Source organism: Vibrio sp. VPAP30, assembly GCF_001188205.1.
GTDB classification, from domain to species: Bacteria; Pseudomonadota; Gammaproteobacteria; order Enterobacterales; family Vibrionaceae; genus Vibrio; species Vibrio bivalvicida.
On the sequence record NZ_LBLS01000007.1, the window covers coordinates 1 to 25,763 of the forward strand.

Below are 25,763 nucleotides of genomic sequence, written 5' to 3' on the forward strand. Positions count from 1 at the left end.
AGTCTACGTGTGCGTAGTGACGAGTTGGAGTGTCGTACTCAACGTGAGAAGTTGCGATTGTGATACCGCGCTCACGCTCTTCTGGAGCGTTATCGATAGATGCGAAGTCTTTCGCTTCACCGCCGTACACCTTTGAAAGAGTAGTACAGATTGCAGCAGTTAGAGTTGTTTTACCGTGGTCAACGTGGCCGATAGTACCAACGTTAACGTGCGGTTTAGTACGTTCAAATTTTTCTTTAGACACGATCGTGTTCCTTCCTAGTTATGATTCGCCACGATCCGAATTGATCGAGACGCGCCAGAATTTGCTATTTTATGCGCCAACGCATGTCAGCGCAATATTTGGACGCATTGATCTTTAAAAAAAGCTAGACTTTTTTTAGTTCAATGCGTTTATACGTAACCACGGTCCGCCATGATTTTATCTGCAAAGTTTTTCGGTACTTCAGCGTACTCGTTAAACTCCATAGAGTATGACGCACGGCCTTGAGTTGCAGAACGAAGGTCAGTTGCGTAACCAAACATCTCAGATAGTGGTACTTGAGCGCGGATGATCTTAATACCAGCCACACCATCGTCCATACCTTCGATCATACCGCGACGGCGGTTAAGGTCACCAACAACATCACCCATCCAATCTTCAGGAGTGGTTACTTCAACATTCATCATTGGCTCAAGAAGAACAGGTTGTGCTTCTAATGAACCCTTCTTGAATGCCATCGAGCCAGCGATCTTAAACGCCATCTCGTTAGAGTCAACATCGTGGTAAGAACCGTCAAACAGCGTTGCTTTAATGTCTAGCACTGGGTAACCCGCTAGCACACCGCTATTCATTTGCTCTTCGATACCTTTCGCTACCGAACTGATGTATTCCTTAGGAACAACACCACCCACAATTTCGTCAACAAAGACAAAACCTTCGCCAGGTTCAGATGGCTCCAGTTTGATCCATACGTGACCATACTGACCACGACCACCAGATTGACGTACAAATTTACCTTCAACTTCCGCGTTGCCACGGATGGTTTCACGGTACGCAACCTGAGGTTTACCCACATTACAGTCAACGCTGAATTCACGTTTCATACGGTCAACGATGATATCTAGGTGAAGCTCACCCATACCAGAGATCAGTGTCTGACCTGTTTCGTCGTCCGTTTCTACGCGGAATGATGGGTCTTCTGCCGCTAGTTTACCTAATGCAATACCCATCTTCTCTTGATCGGCAACAGAGCGAGGCTCTACCGCGATCTGAATTACCGGATCAGGGAACTCCATGCGCTCCAGAATAACCTTATGGTTCTGGTCACATAGCGTGTCACCTGTTGTCACGTCTTTAAGGCCGATTGCTGCTGCAATATCGCCCGCGCGAACTTCTTTAATTTCGTCACGCTTGTTTGAGTGCATCTGTACGATACGACCAAAGCGTTCTTTCTTCTGCTTCACAGAGTTGTAGACTGCGTCGCCAGAGTTCACCACACCAGAGTAAACACGCATAAAGGTCAGCGTACCTACGAATGGGTCAGTAGCAATTTTGAATGCTAATGCTGAGAACGGTTCGTTGTCATCTGCATGACGCTCAACTTCTTTCTCGTTGTCATCCACACCTTTAATCGCTGGAACGTCGATTGGTGATGGCAAGAATTCAACTACTGCATCGAGTACCGCTTGAACACCTTTGTTCTTGAACGCACTACCACAAGTAGCCAGTACGATTTCGTTATTTAGTGTGCGTGTACGCAGTGCTTGCTTGAGTTCAGCTTCTGTTAGTTCGCCTTCTTCAAGATACTTGTCCATTAGCTCTTCGCTAGCTTCTGCCGCTGACTCAACTAGGTTGTTGTGCCACTCTTCAGCAAGCTCAAGCATGTCCGCTGGAATCTCTTCGTAACTGAAGGTTGTACCTTGGTCCGCTTCATTCCAGTTGATCATCTTCATCTTGATTAGATCAATAACACCTTTGAACTCATCTTCCGCACCAACGTTAAGTTGAATTGGAACTGGGTTAGCACCAAGGCGGTTTTTGATTTGATCAACAACGCGAAGGAAGTCAGCACCTGCACGGTCCATCTTGTTAACAAATACCATGCGTGGAACGTGGTATTTATCCGCTTGACGCCATACAGTTTCAGATTGAGGTTCAACACCCGATGAACCACAGAACACAACAACGGCACCATCAAGCACGCGCAGTGAGCGCTCTACTTCGATAGTAAAATCTACGTGTCCAGGAGTATCGATGATGTTGATGCGGTGGTCTTGGAATTGTGCATCCATACCACGCCAGAAAGTGGTAGTTGCAGCAGAGGTGATTGTGATACCACGCTCTTGCTCCTGCTCCATCCAGTCCATGGTAGCAGCACCGTCGTGGACTTCACCGATTTTATGAGAAAGACCAGTGTAGAACAGAATACGTTCACTTGTGGTTGTTTTACCTGCGTCTACGTGAGCGACGATACCAATATTACGGTAGCGCTCGATAGGTGTTTTACGAGCCACGATTGAATCCTCTTGAATTAGGGACTATTGCTATCTCTATTGCTTTCTTGTCTGCTTTAGGCACTTTTTGCTTGCCCTAGATATAGCAATAGTTCCTAGGCTTGCGCATAGGAACTAGAGTAGCGCCGCGGAGGTTACCGCGGCACTGAAAGGTATTACCAACGGTAATGTGCGAACGCTTTGTTTGCGTCAGCCATGCGGTGAACGTCTTCACGTTTCTTAACCGCAGTACCTTTGTTCTCAGACGCGTCTAGCATTTCAGCAGCTAGGCGTTGAGCCATAGATTTTTCACCACGCTTGCGCGCAGCTTCAACCAACCAACGCATAGCAAGTGCGTTACGGCGAACCGGACGTACTTCTACAGGTACTTGGTAAGTTGAACCACCTACACGGCGAGATTTAACTTCTACCGCTGGGCGAACATTTTCAAGAGCTTCTTCAAATACAGCTAAGTGATCTTTACCAGATTTCTCAGCCATTGCATCTAGTGCAGTGTAAACAATTTTCTCTGCAGTAGATTTCTTACCGTCAACCATTAGGATGTTAACGAATTTTGCCAGCAGTTCAGATTTGAACTTTGGATCTGGAAGGATCTTACGCTGACCGATGACGCGACGACGTGGCATGGATTTTCTCCGTTGTCTTCTTCAGGTTATCCAAAACTTTTCAGTTTCTTCAAAAATTAAAAATAATTTAGTGTTTGGCCTTACTTAACGGATTCCATTAAGATTTTGGACGCTTAACACCGTACTTAGAACGACCTTGCTTACGGTCGTTAACGCCAGCACAGTCTAGTGCGCCGCGAACTGTGTGGTAACGTACACCCGGAAGGTCTTTTACACGACCGCCACGGATTAGAACAACTGAGTGCTCTTGAAGGTTGTGACCTTCACCACCGATGTACGAAGTCACTTCGAAGCCGTTCGTTAGACGAACACGACATACTTTACGAAGTGCTGAGTTAGGTTTTTTAGGTGTAGTAGTGTAAACACGAGTACATACACCACGTTTTTGTGGACACGCTTCTAGTGCAGGCACGTTGCTTTTAACAACTTGCTTTGCACGAGGCTTACGTACCAACTGGTTAATAGTTGCCATTAACTAGCTCCTGATTTACTTGAAAGTAAGCTTTGTGAAAAATCTATCCCTAACTGCCAGTGGCACTTAGGGACGCAAAATTCTATTCAGAGGTGAGAGGTGTGTCAAGAAATATACAGATCTTTTTTGCTCAATTCTGGCGAAAAAAGTGTAAAAGCAAAACGACACTGGATAATGTAAAAACTTCACTATTCCCAAGTAACGCAATTTGGCTGTTCGATGGTCAATTCAACAAAGCCGTCAAAGTCGACTTGACGAACTGAAGAACTGACACGATTTGCGATACCGCGAGCCTCAACATCGGCCGCCAGAACCGATGTATTTAACCCTTTTACACTCGGAAAAGCGTGGTGGAGTGGATTTGCTGCGTAAACGGCTTGTTCCACCAGCAACACTTTATCTGATTCAGTCGCCACTCGACTTACATCTTCAAGCGCTTGAACCGTTTTAACGATATGTAACATAGAACACCTAGAAGGTAAGAACTTTATCGGCTCGATGTAATTGAGCGCTTAAATCTAACGGCGTGAGTATCTGCCCTTTGAGTACCAAATCTGCCTGTGCTAAACCACGTTCAGACAGTGATGCCTCACACACATACACCTGCTCGATATCATAAAGGTCAAACAATTTGAGCATGGGGGAATAGTCTTTACTGAGGATGTCCGCGGTTTGTTGACCATGTAACAGTTGATAGACTCCATCGCCCATAAACACGACGCTAATGTCTTCACAGTAGGCTGAAGCAGCAAGCAAAGCATCAACACCTTCACGACCAGAGGCACTGCTGTGTGGTGCGCTACGAAATAAGTAGGTTAATTGACTCAAAATTGCACCACTCGATCTTGAACTAACATAGCCTCTGCAAGACTGCCAAGCCCAGCTTGATGAAACCCTTCAGCCAGATTACATTGGGCCAAGCCATGCTGGTTTGCCTCATCCTGGCTCACGATACCTCTACGTAGAGCAGCGGCTACACACGTTTCTAAGCGTACATTGTGCTCGCTGGCGAGTGTTTGCCATGCTCTCACTAAATCGAACTCATCGTTGGCTGGCACAGTTAAATCACTGCCGTTAGTCACACCATCTTGATAGAAAAACACACTCACGAGTGAATGCCCTTTCGTAATCACAGCTTTAGCGAACTGATAAGCACTTTTCGCTGACTGACTGCCGTACACAGGGCCATTTACCACCAATGTGTAAGTCAAAGTGCTCACTTTTCATCGTCCTCAGTTTTACGCTGACGAATGTAAAGATAGACAGTGTGCTTCGAGATATTAAGGCGATCTGCGACACGGTTAATCGCGTCTTTAATATCAAAGATACCTTTATCGTATAGCTCCATAACGATCTGGCGATTCTTAGTATTATTTGACACAGACTTATCAGCATTGATTTCTTCAATCGTACGCTCAACCGTTTGGTCAACAAGTTCTTCTACATCACTGGCAAAGTTTACTGATGAAGCGGCTTGTTTTGCCTCTTCTGTCGGCATGAAAGATTGTAATACCTGAGAGAAAGGCGCATCAAGGTTGACGTTAACACACAACAAGCCGATCACTCGGTTCTCACCATTACGGATTGCCACCGTAATTGACTTCATCAACACACCGCCTTTCGCGCGAGTGAAGTAAGAGCGAGAGAAATTACGTTCTGAACCTTCAATATCGCGCAGCATTTTCAGAGCTAAGTCTGTGATAGGTGAACCTACTTGACGACCGGTATTTTCACCGTTGGCGATTTTGATTGCCGAAGTGTTAAGATCTTCTAATGAGTGTAAAACGATTTCACAAAACGGGCCAATCAGGCTCGCAATACCGTCAACGACCGCTTCATAAGATCTGAGAATGATTTTGTCATGCTCACTAAATGGCATCACATTAACAGATTCCATTTCGAGCAACATATCCGTGTTTACTGTTTCTGTAGTTGTCACTTCTTTAAGCCTTAGCGCGAAAAATCAACAAATTGGTGTAAGTTTATCAGAAATTTTGATAAGCACACCTAGCTAACCCACTATCTAGTGATTTAGGACAAAAAATTGATGACTAGCCAAGCCCATTTTCAGTAACAAAAAAGGCCTGGTAGAAACCAGGCCTTTCGTTCAATCAATGACTAGCGTTTATTGAACCGCTTCTTCACCGTTGTCGATTTTTAACAGCTCAACTTCAAACACAAGCGTCGAGTTAGCCGGAATCGTTGGCGTATCTTGCTCGCCGTAAGCTAACTCTGGCGGAATGACAAACTTAAACTTAGAACCTACAGGCATTAGCTGAACACCTTCAGTCCAACCCGGAATCACACGATTAAGTGGGAAAGTCGCAGGCTCACCACGATCGTATGAGCTATCAAATTGAGTGCCATCGATCAAAGTACCTTTGTAGTGCACTTGAACCGTATCCGTGTCTTTTGGTTGCTCACCTTCAGCTGCTGTCACTACTTGGTAAAGTAAACCTGTGTCTGTTTTCTTAACGCCTTCTTGCTTTTCAAACTCAGCACGGAAGTCAGCACCTTCTTTCTTCGCTGCCGCCGCTTTCTCTACAGCTTGCTTTTGCATTGTTTCTGCAACGCGCTTATCTAGCCCTTCAAGCGCCGCACGGGTTTCTTCTTCGTTTAGCTCAGGGTTACCCGCGAACACATGCTCGATACCTTTAAGAACAAGATCTTTATTTAGTGTGATACCAATTTCGTTTGGCTTATCTAGACTAGTGCTTAAGTAGTTAGCAAAAGACACACCAATCGCGTACGCCGCTTTATCATCCTCTGTGGCAAAAGAAACCGTCTTAGCTGTTTCTGCTGCTTGCACTTGCTCTGCCGCTGGTGCTGTTTCTGCTTTTGGTTCTTCTTCTTTTTGACAGCCAACAGCGAGTGCAACAGTTGCAGCAAGCAGTGACACTTTAAAAATCGATTTCATTTAACTCTCCAATTGAGACTTTTGTCTTTGTGCACAAATCTTTAAGAAACACTGGTACACATTTGAATGTTGTACCAATATAACCAATATGCGTCTTAATTAAACGTAAACAAGCGGATATTTGGACTTAATGCGTATAATTTTTAACTCAACAATCATCACGATTGTCATTACAGCGTTAAATGGGTGTTTTTTCTCCGCCCAAGACAGCCAGCGATGGACTATCGAACCCAAAGGCACCACCAGCTTTGCATTAAGCCGTGACGCTCGTTTCGCCCTTCTTTACTCTAAAGAACATCAACTGGTTTTGTGGGACCTCGATGAAGGTCAAGAACTCGCCTCTTTAGGTGCTCAAGATCCCCAAGCCAGTACTGTTTCTCGTATTCGAATATCAGATAATGGTCGCTTTGCCGTAACCGCGACCCAAATCAACTTCGCAGTTTGGGATTTAGCCTGGACTCAAGCCGAAGGGCTGTGGTCAATTTCAGATGGCTTAATCCGCGATGTTGATATTGCCAGCAATGGTGACCAAGTACTACTTGGTCTATCCAATGGCAAAGCAATCTACGTCAACTTAGTCACCGGACGTCGTCTAGAGTTCCTTGCCCACAACGAAAAAGTGAATTCTGTTGCTCTATCACCCAATGGCCGTTTCGCACTTTCAGGTGGCAATGACTATAAAGCACATCTATGGGATACCCGCACCGGGCAGATACTCAAAACCTTTGAGCATGAGCAACGTATTAACCGTGTTGCTTTGCAGCGTGATGGCAAATTCGCTTTTACGTCTGATGGAGGTAATCAAGCCATTGTTTGGGATCTCACCACGGGGAAAGAACTGTCAAAGCTACGCAGTTTTTCTCGCCAATTGATTTTTTCAACCGCGCGCTTTTCTGATGATGGCAACTACCTTGTGACGGGTACACCTTCTAGTCGAATCATGATTTGGGACACTCACACTGGTAAACGGATCGATGGCTTTGAAGCCGAACCGCTAAAAGATACTCGCCCTCCACGTGCAGTGGTGTATGATGCAGCCTTTGATAGCCAAAACCGAGTGATCTCGGGGACATCGGCTGGTATCGCCCAAGCTTGGGATGTGGACTATTAACAGTAAAGATCAGTGAGCCATGAAAGAAAACCGAGTTGAACAGTTAGAAAGCCGCATAAATGACTTAGAGTGTCAGTTGGCTTTCCAAGAACAGACCATTGACCAATTAAATGATGCCTTAAGTCAGCAGCAATTACTGATCTCGAAGATGCAGGATCAGATGAAGTACGTGGTGGGTAAGGTCAAAAACATGGATAGCCCTAGTATGACCGATCCTGCCAATGAGCCACCACCGCCTCACTACTAAGCATTAGCCAAAGATATAAGCAATGACAGCACCTGCGACCACCAAGCAGCCTCCAATGCGGCGCAACTGATTGTCAGGCTGTCTACTAAGCTCTGCTACCATATTGCGCCAACCATTCGGGGCAATCAAAGGCCCTAGGCCTTCAACAATGAGTACTAGGCCGAGTGCTAGCCACAAAGAATTCGACATATATTCCCTACTATAAAAAATAAAGGCTCCATTCAGGAGCCTTTATATTATCAGTGTTTGTTTACTTCGCCGTTGCGCCAGAAGCTTGATTCATGTATTGGAAGAAATCACTCTTCGGATCCAATACTAGGATGTCACTCTTGTCGCTAAATGACTTCTCATACGCTTTCAGAGAACGCATAAAGCTGAAGAATTCAGGATCCTTGTTGTAAGCATCTGAGTAGATTTTCGCCGATGTTGCATCCGCTTCACCGCGTGTTACACGGGCAGTCTTATCTGCTTCTGCTAAAACGGTAGCAACTTCTAGCTCAGCTTGTGCACGAATCACTTCTGCACGCTCACGACCTTGAGAACGGTGTTTACGAGCAACTGATTCACGCTCAGCTCTCATACGGCGGTAGATAGACTCACTGATTTCATCAGGTAGGTTGATTTTCTTCATCCGGAAATCAACAATTTCTACACCCAAATCCTTCAATGCGCTACCAGTTGTACCGTTCAGAACGTTCTCCATAATTTGGTCACGTTCACCGTCGATCTCTAACGCTTCTTTCGCCGCTTCAGTGGTCACTTCTTCACTATCAGCACTTTCTGGCAGTACATCTTTGTTACGTGGACCAGAAACAATTTGCTTGATTTCGCGAGCACCAATCTCAGAACGAAGCACGTCTGTTACTTTACGTTCAAGTAGCGCTTCTGCTGTCAGCGTGTTACCGCCGCCTGTGGTTAGGTAGTAGCGACCGAAATCAGCAATACGCCATTTGACATAGGTATCGATGATAACGTCTTTTTTCTCAGACGTTACGAAACGGTCAGAGCGTCCATCCATAGTTTGAATTTTCGCATCCAAGGTTTTCACACTATCAAACAATGGCATCTTAAAGTGTAAACCCGGTTCGTAAATCTTAGATACACCGTTATCATCTAGAACACGGCCAAATCGAATTACTAAACCACGTTCACCTTCTTTGATTACAAACACAGACATCAACAATAGAACGGCTGCAAGAACCAAAACAGGGATCATTAACTTACGCATTCTTAATATCTCCCTTGACGTGAACCAGTTGAACGAGATTGCGAGTCTGAAGTTGACTCATTGCTCTTAGTCTCTAGCTCAATTTGATCGTAAGCAGAAGATGACTTCGTGCTACGTTTAGTTTGAGTTTTGCCTTCACCAGCTAACTTATCGATAGGTAAGTAAAGCAAGTTACCGCTAGATTCAGAGTCAATCAGAACCTTAGAAGTGTTGCTGTAGACCTCTTCCATAGTATCTAAGTACAGGCGATTACGAGTAACTTCAGGAGCCGCTTGGTACTCTGGTAGTAGCTTCTCAAACTGAGCCACTTGACCAAGTGCTTCGTTGGTTACGCGCTCTGAGTAACCCAATGCTTCTTTCTTCAAACGCTCAGCACGACCTGTTGCTTTAGGAAGAATATCGTTGCGGTAAGCTTCAGCTTCACGTTCAAAACGCTCTTCATCTTCTCGCGCTGCGATAGCATCATCGAATGCGTCTTTAACTTGCTCTGGCGGACGTGCCGACTGGAAGTTAACGTCGACAATCACAACACCCATATCGTAGCTGTCAATAATTTCATTCAACGTCTCTTGTGTGCTTTGACGAATTTGTTGACGACCACTGGTCAGGATACTATCCATGAGTGAGTCACCGACTACAGCACGCAATGCAGAGTCTGTAGCTTGGCGTAAGCTGTCGTCTGCGTTTGTTACGCGGAATAGATACTTGTATGGGTCAGCGACACGGTACTGCACATCCATTGCCACTGTGACTACGTTTTCATCTTTGGTCAGCATTAGACCAGATGAACGCAACGAACGAATTGCCTGAACATTAACGGCTTCGTACTCGTCAATAAAACGAGGACGCCAGTTAAGACCAGGATCGACGATGCGATCGTACTTACCGAGACGTAGCACAACACCACGTTCTGCTTCACCAATAGTGTAAAAGCCAGCGAAGAACCAAATTGCTACCGCGATTGCTGCGATGACACCAAAACCTAGTGCACCACCGCCACCGATAGACGATCCTTTACCGCCTTTGCCACCAAACTTTCCACCCAGTTTCTGACTCAGTTTATTAAACACTTCGTCTAAGTCTGGCGGCCCTTGATCACGGCCACCTTTGTTACCACGATTGTTATTACCCCAAGGGTCATTATCGCGGCCATTGTTGCCGTTGTTATTACCAGGCTCATTCCACGCCATTAGAAAGCTCCATCATTTGATATGACGTTATACTGTAGCAGTCATTTAAGTAACTATAAAGTCACGTAAAACTGCCCCTTCTCTTTTTTCAAGTCTAGACCAATCCACTTGTTGCATGCGAACATTAATCAACAAGTTACCTTCCTGGTCATATTCTTCTCGTTGAATACATTTCATCTGGAAGAATGTACTACGAATTCGCCCCTGATATTGTGGCGGAATTCGCAATTGATGCTGAACCATTTGACTTGCAAGACGTTCTGTCAATGCTTCAAATAAAAGCTCAATACCAATGCCTTCCATTGCCGAAACCCAAACAGCACGAGGAACCCCTTCCTCATCCCGTTCTATACGAGGCTTCTGATCTTCTAGATTATCAATCTTGTTCATGACAACTAGAGAAGGCACCTCATGGGCATCGATTTCTTCTAGTACTTCATGAACAGCTTGAATATTCTCACGAAAACGGTCGTCACTGGCATCGACAACATGTAACAAAATGTCAGCTTCTTGAGTTTCTTGCAGTGTTGCTTTAAATGCGGCAACGAGATCATGCGGAAGATGACGAATAAACCCGACCGTGTCAGCTAGAATTGCCGGACCAACGTCCGCTAGCTCAATTTTACGTAGAGTTGGGTCTAGCGTAGCAAACAACTGGTCTGCCGCGTACACACCCGCTTCGGTAATACGGTTAAATAGGGTCGACTTACCTGCGTTAGTATAACCAACTAAGGAAACAGTCGGAATCTCCGCTCGATTTCTAGCTCGGCGACCTTGTTCACGCTGTTTAGCGACTTTCTCTAAACGGCGTAATATCGCTTTAATACGATCACGCAATAGACGTCGGTCAGTTTCTAACTGAGTTTCACCTGGGCCACGTAAACCGATACCACCTTTCTGTCTTTCAAGGTGAGTCCAGCCGCGGATCAATCGGGTCGAGATATGACGAAGCTGAGCAAGCTCAACCTGTAACTTACCTTCATGAGTTCGGGCGCGTTGAGCAAAGATGTCGAGGATCAAACCTGTTCGGTCTAACACACGGCACTTACACAACGTTTCGAGGTTACGTTCTTGGGCAGGAGAGAGGGCATGATTGAAGATCACAATATCTGCACCATTCAATTGCACTGCTTGGGCAATTTCTTGGGCCTTACCCTCTCCGACATAGTACTTAGGGTGTGGAGACTGGCGACTTCCAGTTACGACTTGTAACGCAGAAACGCCAGCTGAAGAGACCAACATCTCGAATTCGTTGAGATCTTCCCACTCCCCTTCTTGCGTGAAGTTGATATGAACAAGTACGGCTCGCTCACCGGCTTCATAACGGTCAAACAAGCAATCAACTCCTTACAAAAAAATAGGGTAATTAAGAGAATTAATCTTCTGATTTCTCTTGCTGACGTTCACCTTGTGGACGTTCACCGCTGTGGTGGCTCACTGGGCGAGCAGGAACTACCGTAGAAATAGCGTGCTTGTACACCATTTGGTTTACTGTATTTTTCAGCAAGATCACAAACTGATCAAATGATTCGATCTGACCTTGCAGTTTAATTCCGTTTACAAGGTAGATAGATACTGGAATACGTTCACGACGTAATGCATTTAAGAATGGGTCTTGTAGAGATTGCCCCTTAGCCATTTTTATTTTCCTTATTTTGTAATTTTGTTTTAGTTATTTAGCTAGTGGTGCGCTGCATTAAAACGATGCGGCCTTTGCTCTGAGCTAAACGAATAAAATAACACCCTGTCGTTACCTGTTATGACGACTTTAAACCGAAATTTCAAGTAACCGATCCTTTACAGGGCACATTCACGCAAAAGCGATCACATTATACACAGCTAAAACCGTCAGATGCTATGGCATTTGAAACAGTTTCTAGCGCGTGTTCAATGTTTTCGCTATCTAACCAAGTTAAATCATCCCAACTGCGTAACCAGGTGATTTGTCGCTTGGCCAATTGACGGGTTGCACAGACGCCTTTAAAAATAGCTTCATCTAAAGTGCAGTTACCATCCAAATAGTCCCACATCTGCCTATAACCCACGCAACGAATCGATGGAAGATCTGGATGAAGATCATCACGGGCATATAACGCACGCATTTCATCTTCAAAACCAGCCTCGATCATCTTCTCATAACGAAGTTCAATTCGGCGATGGAGCTCTGCCCTTTCCTTGGGAGCTATTGCAAACTGTTTAACTCTATACGGCAGGCTTTCGCCCTTAGTTTGAGTTAACTCAGTAAGAGTTTTACCTGAAATTCGATAAACTTCCAATGCCCTAGATAATCTTTGTGGATCATTAGGATGGATTCGCTCTGCTGAAACAGGATCAACTTGTTTCAATTGATCGTGTAATTTATCCCAACCTAGAGCCAATGCTTCTTGCTCTATTTGTTGGCGAATTTCAGCGTTCGCTGCTGGAAGTGGTGATAACCCTTCCAATAGCGCTTTGTAGTAAAGCATGGTGCCACCAACCAGTAGCGGAATCTTACCTTGCTCAACAATTTTATTCATTTCATTCAGCGCGTCACGACGGAAATCAGCCGCTGAGTAAGCTTGGCTAGGATCCAAAATATCGATCAATCGATGCGGCGCTTGCGCTTGTTCTTGTGCATCTGGCTTTGCGGTACCTATGTCCATGCCTTTATAGATCAACGCTGAATCAACAGAGATGATCTCAACAGGAAATTTCTTACGCAAACGAATCGCAAGATCCGTTTTTCCTGATGCGGTTGGCCCCATTAAAAACAGAGCTAAAGGTAATTCTTTGTTGTTCATAATTCTAACGCTGCAATCGTTGCAGAAAAATCTACGGGCCTTACAAAGGCCTGGTCACTGAGCGGAAGTCTTCCCTGCCATAGTTGCTCTACATCCGCAATTATCTGAATAGCTTCCGACAAAGTGTAGTCACTTTTTACCTGAGTAATATGATCACTCAGCCATTTTGCTAACTGGGTATGTGACAACGGCAGTGAAGCTGCTTGACACGAAAGCGCGTAAGATAGCAGATCTGGCACCAGTTGTTGTAAGTTTTGTTGCCTTAATGGCTGGGGGACTCCCATCACCATCAACGCCTTATTACCACGTGTTTTAAGCTCAATACCAAAAGCATCCAGAGTTGGCTGAAGAGCTTCGGCAACCTCAAGTAAGCTTTCATCCAACTTTACCGATAGCGGTACTAATAGAGGTTGGCTTTTTAAGCTCCCCTCACGAGTCGATAACTGACCATTGACCCTCAGCCACTCAGCTTTAGCAAGGTTGACCAAACGCGTTCCTTGCTTGTCTGCCATCACAAGATATCGACCTTGTACCAAGTTGATTGCTTTTCCTAACGATTCGACAACCGGTGTTTCAACTTGTTCATTTGAAATTGTCGTAGAGACTGAACAAATGTCTTTTTCAGTTACAGCGGAATCAGGAGTCTGCAATAACTCCTGGTAGGCTTTGACTTCTTGCGCACTTGGTGCTGGCTCACTATATCGCTCAGCAATCCTTGGTTTGTTTAGCGGGCGAGATTCTTGCCACTCATTCTTGGGCTGAGCTTCTCGCACACTGTCATGACTTTCTGCATAGTCTGCTTTTCCAGGATACGAAGGTATCGACTCAATAGCGCAATACTCTTGCTGAGAAGCAAGACTGACAACTTCACGGGGTGTAGAGGTCAGCCCAGGCTCATCAATTGGCTTTACCTGCTCATCACTATGAAATGCCGATGCGGTTTGCTGTGGTTTATCAATATGGGCACTCTGAGCCAATGCATCACTCAGCGCTTGATAAATAAAATCGTGGACTAGACGAGCTTGGTGGAAACGAACCTCATGCTTGGCAGGATGCACATTCACATCCACTTGATGTGGGTCGAGCTCGATAAATAACACGTAAGTTGCAAATTGGTCAGGACGCAGGCTAGTTTCGTAACTCTGACGAATTGCATGATTGATCAATTTATCACGCATCATACGTCCATTGACGTAACAATATTGCAGATCACTTTGTTGACGCGCCCCTTCTGGCGTTGTGATCCAGCCGTGCAGTTTAAGCCCTTGGTGCTCTAGCTCAATTTTAAGCATATTACGTACAAACGCATTACCACAAACTGCGGCTATGCGCTTTTCAGCCTGCGGCTCAGTTTTCGCGGCGCGATATTGCTTAATAAGCTTGCCGTTGTGTCTTAGGTTAATAGTGACGTCGAAGCGGCTCAACGCAATCCGTTTCAAAAGTTCGTCAATATGGGCAAATTCCGTTTTCTCAGTACGGAGAAACTTGCGCCTAGCTGGGGTATTAAAAAATAGATCCAACACTTCAACCGTGGTGCCAATTGGGTGTGCAGCAGGCTGGAGCTTTACCTGCATGTCACGACCTTCACTATACGCAGACCACGCTTGCTCTTGTGTTGCTGGTCGGGAGGTCATTGTCAAACGAGCAACCGAACTGATACTCGCCAAGGCTTCACCACGAAAGCCCAAGCTGATGATCGCTTCAAGATCATCTAAGGTATGAATCTTTGACGTTGCATGTCGGCTTAGTGCTAGAGCAAGCTCATCTTTAGCAATCCCTTTACCATTATCGCGCACACGAATCAGCTTAGCGCCACCCTTGTCGATATCAATATCGATTCGTGTCGCGCCCGAGTCTAAACTGTTTTCCACCAGCTCTTTGACTACAGAAGCGGGTCTTTCTACTACTTCGCCCGCCGCGATTTGGTTAGCAAGGCGCGCAGGAAGGATCTTAATCGTCACGTCTGGCACTCACTTTAGTTGTGGGGAATGATCAACACCTGACCAACCGCCAACTGATCAGAACGCAAGTTATTGGCTTTGCGAATGTTGTCCACTCTCACCTGATACTTGCTGGCAATTTTGCCCAAGAACTCACCACGCTTAACTGTGTGCTTACGCAGTGGTTGATCTTTCATACTCACAGTAATCTTCAATTTCTGCCCAAGCTTTAGTGTATCGGACTTGAGCTTATTTTCTTTCTTAATCGCCGCAACCGAAACTTTGTACTTCTCTGCGAGCTTTCCTAGATACTCGCCACGCTGTACTACGTGAGTCAGAGTCTTAGTTTCGACTGGATTCTTAATTTGTGGCACCGAGATAGACTTACTTGAGCCCGGAATCGTCAGGATCTGACCAATGGCTAAGCTGGTACTCTTGAGCTTGTTGGTCTGCATAATCGCTTTCGTCGACGTGCCATACTTACTGGCTATCAACGACAGCGACTCACCGCGTGCCACTTTGTGCTTGATGGTTTTACCGCGATTGGAGAACAAAGTCCCTTCAGGTGGATTCGCCTCAAAATACTGAACTATCGCCTTCGTTAACGAACGAGCTAGTTTGTCTTGGTGACTGCGTTGGAATAGCAGCCTCTCTTCCGTTGGGTTGGTAATAAAGCCCGTCTCAACCAATACTGATGGAATGTCCGGCGATTTCAATACCGCCAAGCTGGCATTAACAGGATCTTTCTTGTGCAATTTAATCCCAGCTCTGGTCATTTCACGCAGTATCTTCGTCGCCAGCTTATAGCCCTCTTTTTGTGAGTGGCTAAACTGGAGATCAAGTAGAGTCTGACTAACGTTTCTATCGCTATTATTCTTGGACAGCACTTCGCCTGCACCACCAAGCAACTGAGATTGTTCCTCGTGATTTTCTACCCAGCGAGCAATTTCCGAGTTAGCTCGACGGGTGTTCAATACAAATACTGAGCCACCACGCGGTTGAGGTGTGTGGAATCCATCAGCATGAATCGATACAAGTAAATGAGCTTTATTACGACGAGCAATCTCAGAGCGTTTGTTTAAGTTAACAAAGTAGTCACCTCCGCGAGTCAATACCGCCTTCATACCGGGCACAGCGTTGATTTGAGCGACGATTTTCTTGGAGACAGCTAAGGTTGCATGTTTTTCATATTTCTTACTCGGACCAATCGAGCCAGGGTCTTCGCCTCCGTGACCCGGATCGATAGCCACAACAATATCTGCCGTACCAGCCAATTGAGAGGCATCGCGACTGACAGTCGTTGAACTGGTCGACTTAGCTGGAGTTGAAGTAACTTTCTTCTGGCTGCCATGAGGCATATCGATCACTAGACGGTGGCCGTACTGACCACCAGGAGTCGGTGCAAGCTTAAATAGCTGAGGAGCTACTTTACGCTTGAGTTCAAACACCAAGCGGTAAGTTCCTTTGCTTGGCGGTGAACTTTTGCGGATTTTTTTCAACACAGGGCTGTCAGTGACATTGATTGGTAACTTAGTACTGACAGAGGTCTTCTTTAGATCCACCACTAAGCGCTCTGGGCTAGAGAGCGTAAAGTAACTGTAGTCAGCTTCTGATGAAAGATCGATAACGACTCGAGTCTCATCAGGTGATGGCCATACACGAATCCCTTCTAACGCATTTGCAAATGCAAATCTAGGCGTAAAAGTAAGAGCAAGAAGAAATGGAAAGAAAACAGCTCTTATAAAAGTACTCTTCAACATAACTCCAACTGTTCTAATAATTGACATCCATACTGATTATTTGCTGTCAGTACGACAACACGTGCCTCTCCGTCGTAGCGAAGATCAATATCCAGATCCGCTTCAGGTAGCAAACCTTGCCCTTTTTCAGGCCACTCCACGAGACAGATAGCATCTGAGGTAAAGTAATCACGAATTCCCATAAACTCGAGTTCTTCAGGATCCGCTAAACGGTAAAGATCAAAATGATAAACCTGCCACTGATCAAGCTGATAAGGTTCAACTAGAGTGTAAGTTGGGCTTTTTACATTGCCTGCATGACCGAGCGCGCGTACAAAACCACGACTAAACGTCGTTTTACCTGCACCCAAATCACCATGTAAGTAGATGGTGGTCTGTTGAGAGCACAAGTGCGCTAATGCTGTCCCTAATTGAATCGTTGCTTGTTCATCGCTAAGGGCAAATTGTTTGGTGGTCATGAAGATCAATCTCTACGCTGTGACTATATAAAAAACAAAAGAACACGAATAGTAAACTGGGTTGGAATTGAGAGACAAGAGATCTTGTGTAAGTAAAACGAAAAATCGGCGATTTGTTGCCATTTTCCGCTGTTCCTTGGCTAGATCCCACATATAAGATCCGTTAAGATCCCGCTCCCTTTACCCGGATCAATCAGCATGAACTACCAAGAGCTAACAGACAAGATTAAAATTTGGGGCCAAGAACTTGGCTTTCAAAAAGTTGGCATCTGCGATGTAGACCTGTCTGAGCATGAAGCAGAGTTACAGAAGTGGCTTGATGCTGGTTACCACGGGGAAATGGACTGGATGGCACGTCACGGCATGATGCGAGCACGTCCCGCAGAACTGCTACCGGGAACCTTACGTGTCATTAGTGTGCGTATGAACTACCTGCCACCTCAAGCACAGTTTGCTGCCAATCTATCCGATCCTACTCAAGCCTATATAAGTCGCTACTCTCTTGGGCGTGATTATCACAAATTAGTCCGCAACCAGCTTAAAAAGCTCGGGCAAAAAATAGAACAAGAAATTGGCAATTTTGGTTATCGACCTTTTGTCGACTCCGCGCCAATACTAGAAAGGCCTTTAGCGCAAAAGTCAGGACTCGGTTGGACAGGAAAACATTCGCTTATCCTCGATAAAGAGTGTGGTTCATGGTTCTTTCTTGGTGAACTGCTGATCGATCTTCCTCTTCCAGTCGACAAACCAAGCGTTGAAGAGTGCGGCAAATGCAAAGCCTGTATCACCTCTTGCCCAACACAGGCGATCGTCGCAGATGGCATTGTAGATGCGAGACGCTGCATTTCTTACCTAACCATTGAATTTGAGGGTGTTATCCCTGAAGAGTTTCGCAAAGCAATGGGCAATAGAATCTATGGCTGTGATGATTGCCAGCTAGTCTGCCCGTGGAATCGCTTTTCCGATTTAACCGATCAGCAAGACTTTCATCGTAGAGAAGCATTGACCAATGCAAATCTCGTTGAGCTTTTTAAATGGGATGAGGCGACTTTCTTAAAAAATATGGAAGGTTCGGCTATTCGCCGTATTGGACATTTGCAGTGGCTAAGGAACCTATCTGTTGCCATGGGGAATGCACCATATTCCATCGACATAATCGAAGCGCTAGAAAGTCGCGTAGGTCTTAGTGACACCTTAGATGTACATATTCGATGGGCTCAACAACAACAAACACAAATTCCCGCTCAATCTACTAAGCTAAATAGATTGATTAGAATCGTCGAGAAAGGCTTACCACGAGATGCATAATGCTTGCCGGACCAAGCCATTCATAGTTTGACCTAGATCCAAAAACCAAGATGTGGAAAAAAGAAAGGATGATTACTCATTTTCTTACAGATGGGGAAGTTAATCACAATGTTCAGAAATGACCAGGATCAAAAAACAGTGACTTAATGATCGTAAATAGTCACTTGATCGAGCATTGGAATCACCAAAAAATCATTAGATAACAATCAGTTATAGTGAAACTCAACTTACGTAAGAAAGTTTCAAAAACAAAAAGATCGTTTTAGTCAAACGTTATACATGGATAAAAATCAGGTTACCCACCAAGTTATCCACACTTTAACTTCTGTGGATAAGTCTGTTGACTAATGTACAAAGCCCTAGCTCACACAGTGTTTGCTATTGATTCTGACTTACCAGATCTCGTGCTGAGATTTAATATTGAGACATAAAAATGCCCACCTAAAAATTAGGAGGACTTCTTACTAATTTGGGGTTTATGCTTCGCAGCATTAGATAAAGAGCGGTGACCATAAGGTCTATTCAAATGACATGTCATTTGAAGGAGATTTGGAGCGACACACGAGGTTCGAACTCGTGACCTCAACCTTGGCAAGGTTGCGCTCTACCAACTGAGCTAGTGTCGCATTTGGTTGCGGGGGCCGGATTTGAACCGACGACCTTCGGGTTATGAGCCCGACGAGCTACCAAGCTGCTCCACCCCGCGTCCGTATTGTGTCACCGTTAGGTACGATGAAGACCTTAAATTTGGAGCGACACACGAGGTTCCCTATTCATAAACAGAAAGGCGTGACCTCAACCTTGACAAGGTTGTGCTCAATCTAACTGAGCTAGTGTCGCAATCTTCACCGTTAAGTACGATGACAACTTTACTTTCCACTTAAAAAAAAGTGGAGCGACACACGAGGTTCGAACTCGTGACCTCAACCTTGGCAAGGTTGCGCTCTACCAACTGAGCTAGTGTCGCATTTGGTTGCGGGGGCCGGATTTGAACCGACGACCTTCGGGTTATGAGCCCGACGAGCTACCAAGCTGCTCCACCCCGCGTCCGTATTGTGTCACCGTTAGGCACGATGAAGACCTTAAAATTGGAGCGACACACGAGGTTCGAACTCGTGACCTCAACCTTGGCAAGGTTGCGCTCTACCAACTGAGCTAGTGTCGCATTTGGTTGCGGGGGCCGGATTTGAACCGACGACCTTCGGGTTATGAGCCCGACGAGCTACCAAGCTGCTCCACCCCGCGTCCGTATTGTGTCACCGTTAGGTACGATGAAGACCTTAAAATTGGAGCGACACACGAGGTTCGAACTCGTGACCTCAACCTTGGCAAGGTTGCGCTCTACCAACTGAGCTAGTGTCGCATTTTCTCAAAAGAGAATTGGTTGCGGGGGCCGGATTTGAACCGACGACCTTCGGGTTATGAGCCCGACGAGCTACCAGGCTGCTCCACCCCGCGTCCGTATTCACCATTTGAGGCATGATGAAAGCCTTTACTTGTCCACCTAAAGAAAGTGGAGCGACACACGAGGTTCGAACTCGTGACCTCAACCTTGGCAAGGTTGCGCTCTACCAACTGAGCTAGTGTCGCATTTTCTCAAAAGAGAATTGGTTGCGGGGGCCGGATTTGAACCGACGACCTTCGGGTTATGAGCCCGACGAGCTACCAAGCTGCTCCACCCCGCGTCCGTGTTCACCATTTAAGGCATGATGAAAGCCTTCACTTGTCCACCTAAAGAAAGTGGAGCGACACACGAGGTTCGAACTCGTGACCTCAACCTTGGCAAGGTTGCGCTCTACCAACTGAGCTAGTGTCGCATCAACAACGTTTCCGTTGTTCAGGGCTGCGAATTATAAGAGCATTTTTTTGTGATGCAAGTCCTTCATGCAAAAAAAATCCTTTTTTTTCCTGTTTGGATGAAAAGCGCACATCAACAATCAAAACAGCTTGAAATTTAAACGAAATGCATTTCGTTAAATAACATAAAAGCAACTTCACCCATGCTCAAATTGGGATGTTGACCTGCATTTTGGTGACTTATTGTCGCTGATGATTGTATTTTTTAATATAACTATTGGCTATAAAAGTCTCTCATTGGCTGTCGCATTTCTCTAGGCTAAGGTTCTGTATCCATGTTATTGCAAAGGATTGCTTTTCGAACGTTGATTCCCTTCACTCTCGCCTTGTTGATTGCGGGATGTGGTTCTATGCCTAAACCAATGCGCAATCTCGGCAAAAGCGATGTAGACTTCGTCATGGATGTGCATGCTCGGCAGTTGAAAAAACAAATGATCGAGCTGACGCGCAAACTTTATGTCCGTAACCCCATTCAACTGCATAAGAGCCCTCAAGCCACCATCGAAAGTCGTATCACTCAAATATTTGGCTCTGAAGAAAGCATCGACCTGCCCTCTTTGGTTTTCGATGAGTTAAACGGCGTCACAGGTATTGAGGCAATTTTGCTCAGTTTTGATGAGAACTTCCAAGGAGATCGCGTATTTGCCGCTGTCGTTGGATTATCAGAAATGCTGCGTCGATCGTACAACCACCAACAAGAGTTCTTTATTATTGATTCACTTGATGAGCAATCTTTATATAACAGTGCGAGAAATATCGAGATATTCGTTTGGCGACTCTATCACCGCAAAGATCAGTATGGTAACCCTCTGATATACAGCAACGATACAAACGGAAACGGGGGGGATATGAGTTTCGATCGCCTATTTACTAAGATGGTAATGATTCAAGACATGATGGCCCTGATCGTCGCAGACAAGACGAATCGAGGTATAACTAAGGTCGTTCATGGTGTGGCTCAATTTGCATTCCTGCCCGTGCCATAAATAGGGCTGTTGCAGCTATCTACTCAAAACGCCAACGATCATTGCTGGCGTTATTAAAGTCGATTAAATTGAGATAATCGTTTTACGGTAGTACTGAAGTTCGGCTATCGACTCTCGAATATCGTCTAACGCAAGGTGACTGCCTGTTTTCGAAAAGCCATCGAGTACTTCAGGCTTCCAACGACGAGTAAGTTCCTTCAATGTACTCACGTCAATGTAGCGGTAGTGGAAATACTGCTCAAGCTCGGCCATGTGCTTGTACAAGAAACGTCTGTCTTGACCAACACTGTTACCACAAATTGGGGATTTACCTTTAGGTACCCATTTTTCCAAAAACTCAATCGTTTGGCGGATAGCTTCTTGCTCATCGATTTTACTTTCGCGTACACGCTTAACCAAGCCACTGCCCGTATGCGTTGTTGTACACCATTCATCCATTTTAGCCAGTTCTTCTTCTGGCTGATGAATGGCAAGTACAGGTCCTTCAGCTAAAATATTCAATTCACTATCAGTCACTATGGTGGCGATTTCGATAACTTTGTGGGTTTCTGGGTCCAGTCCTGTCATCTCAAGATCAATCCAAATTAAATTTTGATCGCTAAAGGACATAAATCGTTGCCTATTGGTTTTGTGCTAAAAGAGGTACTATACCCAAATTCCGATACCCAAGATAGATTGAGATACTCGCTGTCAGACAGGTATCACCCGATAAATTAATCAACTGAAGTAGAGAAACGTGGCTAAAAAGAAAAAGCTAACCAAAGGTCAGGTGAGGCGTGTACGCCATAACCAAAAACGCAAACTTAAGCAGGAAGAGGCCATTCAGTGGGATGAATCTATGCTTGGAGGGAGTAAATCTGGCCTGGTTATCACTCGTTTTGGACAACACGCAGATATAGAAGATCTCGAAAATGGAGAAATCCAACGTTGTAATCTGCGTCGCGGTATCGAATCTCTGGTTTCTGGGGACAAAGTCATTTGGCGCCCAGGCCTAGAATCGATGGAAGGCATCAATGGCGTTGTTGAAGCTGTCGAACCAAGAACCTCTGTCTTAACACGCCCTGACTACTACGATGGCCTAAAACCCGTTGCAGCGAACGTAGACCAAATGGTCGTCGTTTCTTCAGTTTTACCTGAACTGTCACTCAATATCATTGATCGCTACTTGGTCGCCTCTGAAACCTTAAGCATTGCGCCTCTGCTGGTACTGAACAAAATCGACCTTCTAGAACAAGAACAACTGGCTGAATACAAATCTTGGCTAAGCGAATACGAGCGCATAGGCTACAAGGTGTTGTTTGTGAGTAAACAAACTGGTGAAGGCATTGCTGAGTTAGAGGCAGAGCTGAAAGACCGCATCAATATTTTCGTCGGTCAGTCCGGTGTGGGCAAATCAAGTTTGGTTAACGCGCTAATGCCACAGTTCAATGTCGAAGAAGGTGAGGTTTCAGAGAACTCAGGCCTAGGTCAACACACAACAACCGCATCACGCCTTTACCATATTCCGACAGGTGGCGACCTGATTGACTCACCGGGAGTTCGAGAGTTTGGTCTGTGGCACTTGGAAGCCGAAGAAGTGACTAAAGCCTTTGTTGAATTTAGACCTTATCTAGGTGGCTGTAAGTTCCGTGATTGTAAACACAATGACGACCCAGGATGTGTACTACGCCAGGCTGTTGAAAATGGACAGATCAACGAGATTCGTTTCGAGAACTACCACCGAATTCTTGAAAGCATGGTGGAAAACAAGGCTAACCGACAGTACTCACGTAATAAAAAAGCAGATTTGTAAGCAAACTATCGCAACTGCTGACTTTTGGGTGCAATTTGAGTAACATCTCACGCCCAGAATATAGTCAATCATGAAAATAGCATTGGAATTGAACACAATGGATAAGATTAAAGTTGGACTGCAATATTGGATCCCTCAGCACGGTTTAACGCGCTTAGTGGGCAAGCTAGCTTCAGCAAAAGCTGGCGGTCTAACAACAGCAATCATCAAGTGGTTTATTAAGCAATACAACGTCAACATGGATGAAGCACTTCATTCTGATCCTAAACACTTTAAGACGTTTAACGAGTTTTTTGTTCGTGAGCTAAAAGATGGTGCGCGACCAGTCACTGAAGAAGTCAGTGTTATCACTCACCCAGCAGATGCTTGTGTAAGCCAGTTTGGCCCTATCACTGATGGCAAACTGATTCAGGCAAAAGGCCATAATTTTACGGCACAAGATCTGTTAGGTGGAGATGCGGAATTGGCTCAAGAGTTTGCCGACGGTGAATTTGCGACGCTGTACCTTTCACCACGTGATTACCACCGTGTTCATATGCCATGTGACGGCACGCTACGTCAGATGATTTATGTGCCAGGTGACCTATTCTCAGTTAACCCACATACTGCTGAAAACGTGCCAAACCTATTTGCACGTAACGAGCGTGTCGTATGTATCTTCGATACTGAATTTGGTCCGATGGCGCAGGTGCTAGTTGGTGCGACGATTGTCGGCAGTATTGAACAAGTTTGGGCTGGCACAGTAACACCACCACGTGGCAATACCGTTTACAAATGGGACTACCCAGCTCAAGGTGATAAATCGGTAATCCTTAAGAAAGGTGAAGAGATGGGTCGCTTTAAGCTAGGCTCAACGGTCATCAACCTATTCGCCAAAGATGCGGTGAAATTTGATGACTCGATGCAAAATGGTCAGTCTACAGTAATGGGCACACCTTACGCTCACACCGCTCAGACAGAACAAGCAGCAGAATAATCACCAACGCTAGACTCTGAAGCCTCGCATTCGCGGGGCTTTTTTTGACCCAAAGCAAACCTCACTCAACAATTTCAACTGTTTATCAAAATTCTAGACTTGGTCTAAGACCTTTAATTCATTGTGAACTAATCTGTGGCTTCACTAATACTTTTGAGGTAAAGGATTGTATGCCAAAGGTAGAATCGGGAATTATCATTAAGCTATTGATCAGTTTTGGTCTGCCAATCGGTGTGCTGTTTATGCCCATTGACTGGATCCCTATTGATGATCTGACCCTGATTCAGCATCGACTTCTGGCCATCTTTCTTCTAGCGGCACTACTTTGGGTGTTAGAGCCTGTTCCGGTATTTGCCACGTCGATTTTGATCATCGCCTTAGAACTGGTGATGATTTCAGACAAAGGGCTACATTTATTCCGCAATCCTCCTGCAGGACATGATTTGGGGGAGCTGATGAACTATACGGACATCTTCAGCGCCTTCTCGTCTCCGATCATTATTTTATTTATGGGGGGATTTGCTCTCGCTATTGCAGCTTCGAAGTATGAGTTGGATAACAACCTTGCTCGCGTGCTACTTAAGCCTTTTGGTCACCAGCCTAAATTCATCATGCTTGGCTTAATGTTAATTACCGCTGTGTTCTCGATGTTTATGTCTAATACAGCCACAACAGTAATGATGCTCGCATTACTTGGCCCCATTGTCGCTTCTGCGCCTAGGGGTGATATTGGGATCAAAGCCTTAGTACTCTGTATTCCGATTGCTGCCAATACGGGAGGTATTGCTACTCCAATCGGTACACCACCTAACGCCATCGCGCTTCAGTACCTAACTGGCGAAAACAGTATCGATTTCTTAAGCTGGATGATGATGGGCTTACCCTTCGTAATCGTTCAGTTGACCATCGCCTGGTTTTTACTGCAAAAACTGTTTCCTTCTTCTCAGCAAACAATGAAACTCAAGCTGGATGGTCAGTTCCAAAAAAATTGGCGTGCCATGGTTGTCTACGCCACATTTGCTTCAACGATCCTATTGTGGATGACGACTAAGTTGCATGGTATGAACACCTATGTCGTCTCCATCATTCCGCTAGCGGTATTCACCCTAACTGGAATCATGGGCAAAGCGGAGCTAAAGCTGATTAACTGGGACGTACTGTGGCTAGTCGCCGGGGGTATTGCGATTGGTATTGGTTTGGATAAAACCGGATTGGCAGCAGCCCTTGCGCACGCGATTGATTATGAATCGCTGTCACCAGTCGCCGTGGTTCTAACTCTGTCGATAGTCTGTTGGCTAATGGCAAACTTCATGTCCAATACCGCGACCGCTAACTTACTGATGCCGATTGCGGCTGCAATTGGGGCTTCGATGGAGAGCTTAGCCAGCGTGGGTGGACTGCAAGGTTTATTGGTCGTTGTCGCCTTCTCCGCATCACTCGGCATGATTTTACCAGTATCAACGCCGCCAAACTCTTTGGCTTATTCAACTGGCCTTATCGAAAGCAAAGATATGGCCAAAACAGGTCTCATTATCGGCTTGATTGGTTTAGCCATCGTTTATGCCGGGGCACTGCTGATTACCTAGTGATGGAGTGTGACATCATATTTGTTGGCTGAA

At 45.4% G+C, this 25,763-nt stretch carries 26 protein-coding genes and 12 tRNA genes; 7 read left to right on the forward strand and 31 right to left on the reverse strand.

All coding sequences use genetic code 11. The features are described from left to right. The 9 genes from ZX61_RS00225 to fkpA form a co-directional block, all read right to left on the reverse strand. The coding region (locus tag ZX61_RS00225) for a GTP-binding protein (protein ID WP_235431278.1) at nt 1–244 on the reverse strand (244 nt) is incomplete at its 3' end. A gap of 149 nt (nt 245–393) precedes the next feature. Beyond that, nucleotides 394–2,496, reverse strand: a complete 2,103-nt coding sequence (gene fusA / locus ZX61_RS00230) for an elongation factor G (RefSeq protein ID WP_049842742.1) — start codon at nt 2,494–2,496, stop codon at nt 394–396. Nucleotides 2,497–2,651: 155 nt separating this feature from the next. Beyond that, nucleotides 2,652–3,122, reverse strand: a complete 471-nt coding sequence (gene rpsG, locus ZX61_RS00235) for a 30S ribosomal protein S7 (RefSeq protein WP_004415829.1) — start codon at nt 3,120–3,122, stop codon at nt 2,652–2,654. Nucleotides 3,123–3,219: 97 nt separating this feature from the next. Then, nucleotides 3,220–3,594 (reverse strand): 30S ribosomal protein S12, encoded by a 375-nt coding sequence (rpsL, locus tag ZX61_RS00240; protein WP_004399892.1) that lies wholly within the window; start codon nt 3,592–3,594, stop codon nt 3,220–3,222. A 188-nt stretch (nt 3,595–3,782) separates the two neighbouring features. Next, nucleotides 3,783–4,058 carry a sulfurtransferase complex subunit TusB gene (gene tusB, locus ZX61_RS00245; protein WP_049842743.1) on the reverse strand — a complete coding sequence of 92 codons (276 nt, stop codon included), beginning with the start codon at nt 4,056–4,058 and terminating at the stop codon, nt 3,783–3,785. 7 nt (nt 4,059–4,065) lie between these two features. After that, nucleotides 4,066–4,422, reverse strand: coding sequence for a sulfurtransferase complex subunit TusC (tusC, locus tag ZX61_RS00250; RefSeq protein ID WP_049842744.1), 357 nt, complete (start codon nt 4,420–4,422; stop codon nt 4,066–4,068). Beyond that, the gene (tusD, locus tag ZX61_RS00255) at nt 4,419–4,814 is read right to left on the reverse strand and encodes a sulfurtransferase complex subunit TusD (protein WP_049842745.1); all 396 of its coding nucleotides are present in this window, start codon (nt 4,812–4,814) and stop codon (nt 4,419–4,421) included. The genes tusC and tusD overlap by 4 nt, the downstream gene beginning before the upstream one ends. Next, on the reverse strand, nt 4,811–5,533 hold the full coding sequence (locus ZX61_RS00260; RefSeq protein ID WP_004743174.1) for a helix-turn-helix transcriptional regulator: 723 nt from the start codon (nt 5,531–5,533) through the stop codon (nt 4,811–4,813). Before ZX61_RS00260 ends, tusD begins: the two co-directional genes overlap by 4 nt. A gap of 186 nt (nt 5,534–5,719) precedes the next feature. After that, entirely contained in the window at nt 5,720–6,511 is a 792-nt protein-coding gene (gene fkpA / locus ZX61_RS00265) for an FKBP-type peptidyl-prolyl cis-trans isomerase (protein WP_049842746.1), read from the reverse strand. A gap of 130 nt (nt 6,512–6,641) precedes the next feature. On the opposite strand from fkpA, the gene ZX61_RS00270 reads away from it, so the two are divergent. Together ZX61_RS00270 and ZX61_RS00275 are read left to right on the forward strand one after the other, a co-directional pair. Next, nucleotides 6,642–7,622: a WD40 repeat domain-containing protein gene (locus tag ZX61_RS00270; protein ID WP_049842747.1), complete on the forward strand. Its 981-nt coding sequence runs from the start codon at nt 6,642–6,644 to the stop codon at nt 7,620–7,622. Between the two features lie 19 nt (nt 7,623–7,641). Then, nucleotides 7,642–7,869 (forward strand): SlyX family protein, encoded by a 228-nt coding sequence (locus tag ZX61_RS00275; RefSeq protein WP_049842748.1) that lies wholly within the window; start codon nt 7,642–7,644, stop codon nt 7,867–7,869. Between the two features lie 3 nt (nt 7,870–7,872). Here ZX61_RS00275 and ZX61_RS00280 read toward each other — a convergent pair whose 3' ends face one another. The 9 genes from ZX61_RS00280 to tsaE form a co-directional block, all read right to left on the reverse strand. Continuing rightward, nucleotides 7,873–8,058 (reverse strand): DUF2065 domain-containing protein, encoded by a 186-nt coding sequence (locus ZX61_RS00280; RefSeq protein ID WP_049842749.1) that lies wholly within the window; start codon nt 8,056–8,058, stop codon nt 7,873–7,875. A 61-nt stretch (nt 8,059–8,119) separates the two neighbouring features. Then, nucleotides 8,120–9,097, reverse strand: coding sequence for a protease modulator HflC (gene hflC / locus ZX61_RS00285; protein WP_049842750.1), 978 nt, complete (start codon nt 9,095–9,097; stop codon nt 8,120–8,122). Between the two features lie 2 nt (nt 9,098–9,099). Beyond that, nucleotides 9,100–10,287 carry an FtsH protease activity modulator HflK gene (gene hflK / locus ZX61_RS00290; protein WP_049842751.1) on the reverse strand — a complete coding sequence of 396 codons (1,188 nt, stop codon included), beginning with the start codon at nt 10,285–10,287 and terminating at the stop codon, nt 9,100–9,102. Between the two features lie 45 nt (nt 10,288–10,332). Further along, nucleotides 10,333–11,622, reverse strand: a complete 1,290-nt coding sequence (hflX, locus tag ZX61_RS00295; protein ID WP_049842752.1) for a ribosome rescue GTPase HflX — start codon at nt 11,620–11,622, stop codon at nt 10,333–10,335. 40 nt (nt 11,623–11,662) lie between these two features. Next, complete coding sequence (hfq, locus tag ZX61_RS00300; RefSeq protein WP_049842753.1) at nt 11,663–11,926, reverse strand: RNA chaperone Hfq; 264 nt, start codon at nt 11,924–11,926, stop codon at nt 11,663–11,665. Nucleotides 11,927–12,116: 190 nt separating this feature from the next. After that, nucleotides 12,117–13,067, reverse strand: a complete 951-nt coding sequence (gene miaA / locus ZX61_RS00305; protein ID WP_049842754.1) for a tRNA (adenosine(37)-N6)-dimethylallyltransferase MiaA — start codon at nt 13,065–13,067, stop codon at nt 12,117–12,119. Continuing rightward, on the reverse strand, nt 13,064–15,028 hold the full coding sequence (mutL, locus tag ZX61_RS00310) for a DNA mismatch repair endonuclease MutL (RefSeq protein WP_049842755.1): 1,965 nt from the start codon (nt 15,026–15,028) through the stop codon (nt 13,064–13,066). Before mutL ends, miaA begins: the two co-directional genes overlap by 4 nt. A gap of 14 nt (nt 15,029–15,042) precedes the next feature. Further along, on the reverse strand, nt 15,043–16,767 hold the full coding sequence (locus tag ZX61_RS00315; RefSeq protein ID WP_049842756.1) for a LysM peptidoglycan-binding domain-containing protein: 1,725 nt from the start codon (nt 16,765–16,767) through the stop codon (nt 15,043–15,045). After that, nucleotides 16,761–17,225, reverse strand: a complete 465-nt coding sequence (gene tsaE, locus ZX61_RS00320) for a tRNA (adenosine(37)-N6)-threonylcarbamoyltransferase complex ATPase subunit type 1 TsaE (protein WP_049842757.1) — start codon at nt 17,223–17,225, stop codon at nt 16,761–16,763. Before tsaE ends, ZX61_RS00315 begins: the two co-directional genes overlap by 7 nt. Nucleotides 17,226–17,423: 198 nt before the next feature. Between tsaE and queG the strand changes: the two genes are divergently transcribed. Then, the gene (gene queG, locus ZX61_RS00325; RefSeq protein ID WP_049842758.1) at nt 17,424–18,533 is read left to right on the forward strand and encodes a tRNA epoxyqueuosine(34) reductase QueG; all 1,110 of its coding nucleotides are present in this window, start codon (nt 17,424–17,426) and stop codon (nt 18,531–18,533) included. Between the two features lie 550 nt (nt 18,534–19,083). Here the strand turns inward: queG and ZX61_RS00330 are convergent. The 12 genes from ZX61_RS00330 to ZX61_RS00380 form a co-directional block, all read right to left on the reverse strand. Then, nucleotides 19,084–19,159: transfer RNA gene (locus tag ZX61_RS00330), tRNA-Gly, on the reverse strand. A 3-nt stretch (nt 19,160–19,162) separates the two neighbouring features. Then, a tRNA-Met gene (locus tag ZX61_RS00335) sits at nt 19,163–19,239 on the reverse strand. Between the two features lie 42 nt (nt 19,240–19,281). Next, nucleotides 19,282–19,373 (reverse strand) — tRNA-Asp (locus ZX61_RS23915). Between the two features lie 51 nt (nt 19,374–19,424). Then, nucleotides 19,425–19,500 (reverse strand) — tRNA-Gly (locus ZX61_RS00340). 3 nt (nt 19,501–19,503) lie between these two features. Next, nucleotides 19,504–19,580, reverse strand: a tRNA-Met gene (locus ZX61_RS00345). Between the two features lie 42 nt (nt 19,581–19,622). Further along, nucleotides 19,623–19,698, reverse strand: a tRNA-Gly gene (locus tag ZX61_RS00350). Between the two features lie 3 nt (nt 19,699–19,701). After that, nucleotides 19,702–19,778 (reverse strand) — tRNA-Met (locus tag ZX61_RS00355). Between the two features lie 42 nt (nt 19,779–19,820). After that, nucleotides 19,821–19,896 (reverse strand) — tRNA-Gly (locus tag ZX61_RS00360). Nucleotides 19,897–19,914: 18 nt separating this feature from the next. Next, nucleotides 19,915–19,991: transfer RNA gene (locus ZX61_RS00365), tRNA-Met, on the reverse strand. 56 nt (nt 19,992–20,047) lie between these two features. Next, nucleotides 20,048–20,123, reverse strand: a tRNA-Gly gene (locus ZX61_RS00370). An 18-nt stretch (nt 20,124–20,141) separates the two neighbouring features. Then, nucleotides 20,142–20,218 (reverse strand) — tRNA-Met (locus ZX61_RS00375). 56 nt (nt 20,219–20,274) lie between these two features. Continuing rightward, nucleotides 20,275–20,350: transfer RNA gene (locus ZX61_RS00380), tRNA-Gly, on the reverse strand. Between the two features lie 315 nt (nt 20,351–20,665). Between ZX61_RS00380 and ZX61_RS00385 the strand changes: the two genes are divergently transcribed. After that, on the forward strand, nt 20,666–21,376 hold the full coding sequence (locus ZX61_RS00385) for a hypothetical protein (protein WP_049842759.1): 711 nt from the start codon (nt 20,666–20,668) through the stop codon (nt 21,374–21,376). Nucleotides 21,377–21,439: 63 nt separating this feature from the next. Here the strand turns inward: ZX61_RS00385 and orn are convergent, their stop codons facing one another. Further along, the gene (gene orn / locus ZX61_RS00390; protein ID WP_049842760.1) at nt 21,440–21,985 is read right to left on the reverse strand and encodes an oligoribonuclease; all 546 of its coding nucleotides are present in this window, start codon (nt 21,983–21,985) and stop codon (nt 21,440–21,442) included. Nucleotides 21,986–22,112: 127 nt separating this feature from the next. Here orn and rsgA point away from each other — a divergent pair, with 127 nt between their 5' ends. The 3 genes from rsgA (at nt 22,113) to ZX61_RS00405 (ending at nt 25,730) form a co-directional block, all read left to right on the forward strand. Beyond that, nucleotides 22,113–23,168, forward strand: a complete 1,056-nt coding sequence (rsgA, locus tag ZX61_RS00395; RefSeq protein WP_049842761.1) for a small ribosomal subunit biogenesis GTPase RsgA — start codon at nt 22,113–22,115, stop codon at nt 23,166–23,168. A gap of 97 nt (nt 23,169–23,265) precedes the next feature. Continuing rightward, nucleotides 23,266–24,144: an archaetidylserine decarboxylase gene (gene asd, locus ZX61_RS00400; RefSeq protein ID WP_049842762.1), complete on the forward strand. Its 879-nt coding sequence runs from the start codon at nt 23,266–23,268 to the stop codon at nt 24,142–24,144. A gap of 170 nt (nt 24,145–24,314) precedes the next feature. Further along, nucleotides 24,315–25,730 carry an SLC13 family permease gene (locus tag ZX61_RS00405; RefSeq protein WP_049842763.1) on the forward strand — a complete coding sequence of 472 codons (1,416 nt, stop codon included), beginning with the start codon at nt 24,315–24,317 and terminating at the stop codon, nt 25,728–25,730. Nucleotides 25,731–25,763 lie beyond the last annotated feature (33 nt).

What these genes read in the sequence shown, in the direction of transcription:
- rpsG (WP_004415829.1), bottom strand. Translation starts at nt 3,122, where the DNA reads ATGCCACGTCGTCGCGTCATCGGTCAGCGTAAGATCCTTCCAGATCCA.
- rpsL (WP_004399892.1), bottom strand. Translation starts at nt 3,594, where the DNA reads ATGGCAACTATTAACCAGTTGGTACGTAAGCCTCGTGCAAAGCAAGTT.
- tusB (WP_049842743.1), bottom strand. Translation starts at nt 4,058, where the DNA reads ATGTTACATATCGTTAAAACGGTTCAAGCGCTTGAAGATGTAAGTCGA.
- fkpA (WP_049842746.1), bottom strand. Translation starts at nt 6,511, where the DNA reads ATGAAATCGATTTTTAAAGTGTCACTGCTTGCTGCAACTGTTGCACTC.
- ZX61_RS00270 (WP_049842747.1), top strand. Translation starts at nt 6,642, where the DNA reads ATGCGTATAATTTTTAACTCAACAATCATCACGATTGTCATTACAGCG.
- ZX61_RS00275 (WP_049842748.1), top strand. Translation starts at nt 7,642, where the DNA reads ATGAAAGAAAACCGAGTTGAACAGTTAGAAAGCCGCATAAATGACTTA.
- ZX61_RS00280 (WP_049842749.1), bottom strand. Translation starts at nt 8,058, where the DNA reads ATGTCGAATTCTTTGTGGCTAGCACTCGGCCTAGTACTCATTGTTGAA.
- hflC (WP_049842750.1), bottom strand. Translation starts at nt 9,097, where the DNA reads ATGCGTAAGTTAATGATCCCTGTTTTGGTTCTTGCAGCCGTTCTATTG.
- hflK (WP_049842751.1), bottom strand. Translation starts at nt 10,287, where the DNA reads ATGGCGTGGAATGAGCCTGGTAATAACAACGGCAACAATGGCCGCGAT.
- hfq (WP_049842753.1), bottom strand. Translation starts at nt 11,926, where the DNA reads ATGGCTAAGGGGCAATCTCTACAAGACCCATTCTTAAATGCATTACGT.
- miaA (WP_049842754.1), bottom strand. Translation starts at nt 13,067, where the DNA reads ATGAACAACAAAGAATTACCTTTAGCTCTGTTTTTAATGGGGCCAACC.
- ZX61_RS00315 (WP_049842756.1), bottom strand. Translation starts at nt 16,767, where the DNA reads ATGTTGAAGAGTACTTTTATAAGAGCTGTTTTCTTTCCATTTCTTCTT.
- tsaE (WP_049842757.1), bottom strand. Translation starts at nt 17,225, where the DNA reads ATGACCACCAAACAATTTGCCCTTAGCGATGAACAAGCAACGATTCAA.
- queG (WP_049842758.1), top strand. Translation starts at nt 17,424, where the DNA reads ATGAACTACCAAGAGCTAACAGACAAGATTAAAATTTGGGGCCAAGAA.
- ZX61_RS00385 (WP_049842759.1), top strand. Translation starts at nt 20,666, where the DNA reads ATGTTATTGCAAAGGATTGCTTTTCGAACGTTGATTCCCTTCACTCTC.
- orn (WP_049842760.1), bottom strand. Translation starts at nt 21,985, where the DNA reads ATGTCCTTTAGCGATCAAAATTTAATTTGGATTGATCTTGAGATGACA.
- asd (WP_049842762.1), top strand. Translation starts at nt 23,266, where the DNA reads ATGGATAAGATTAAAGTTGGACTGCAATATTGGATCCCTCAGCACGGT.
- ZX61_RS00405 (WP_049842763.1), top strand. Translation starts at nt 24,315, where the DNA reads ATGCCAAAGGTAGAATCGGGAATTATCATTAAGCTATTGATCAGTTTT.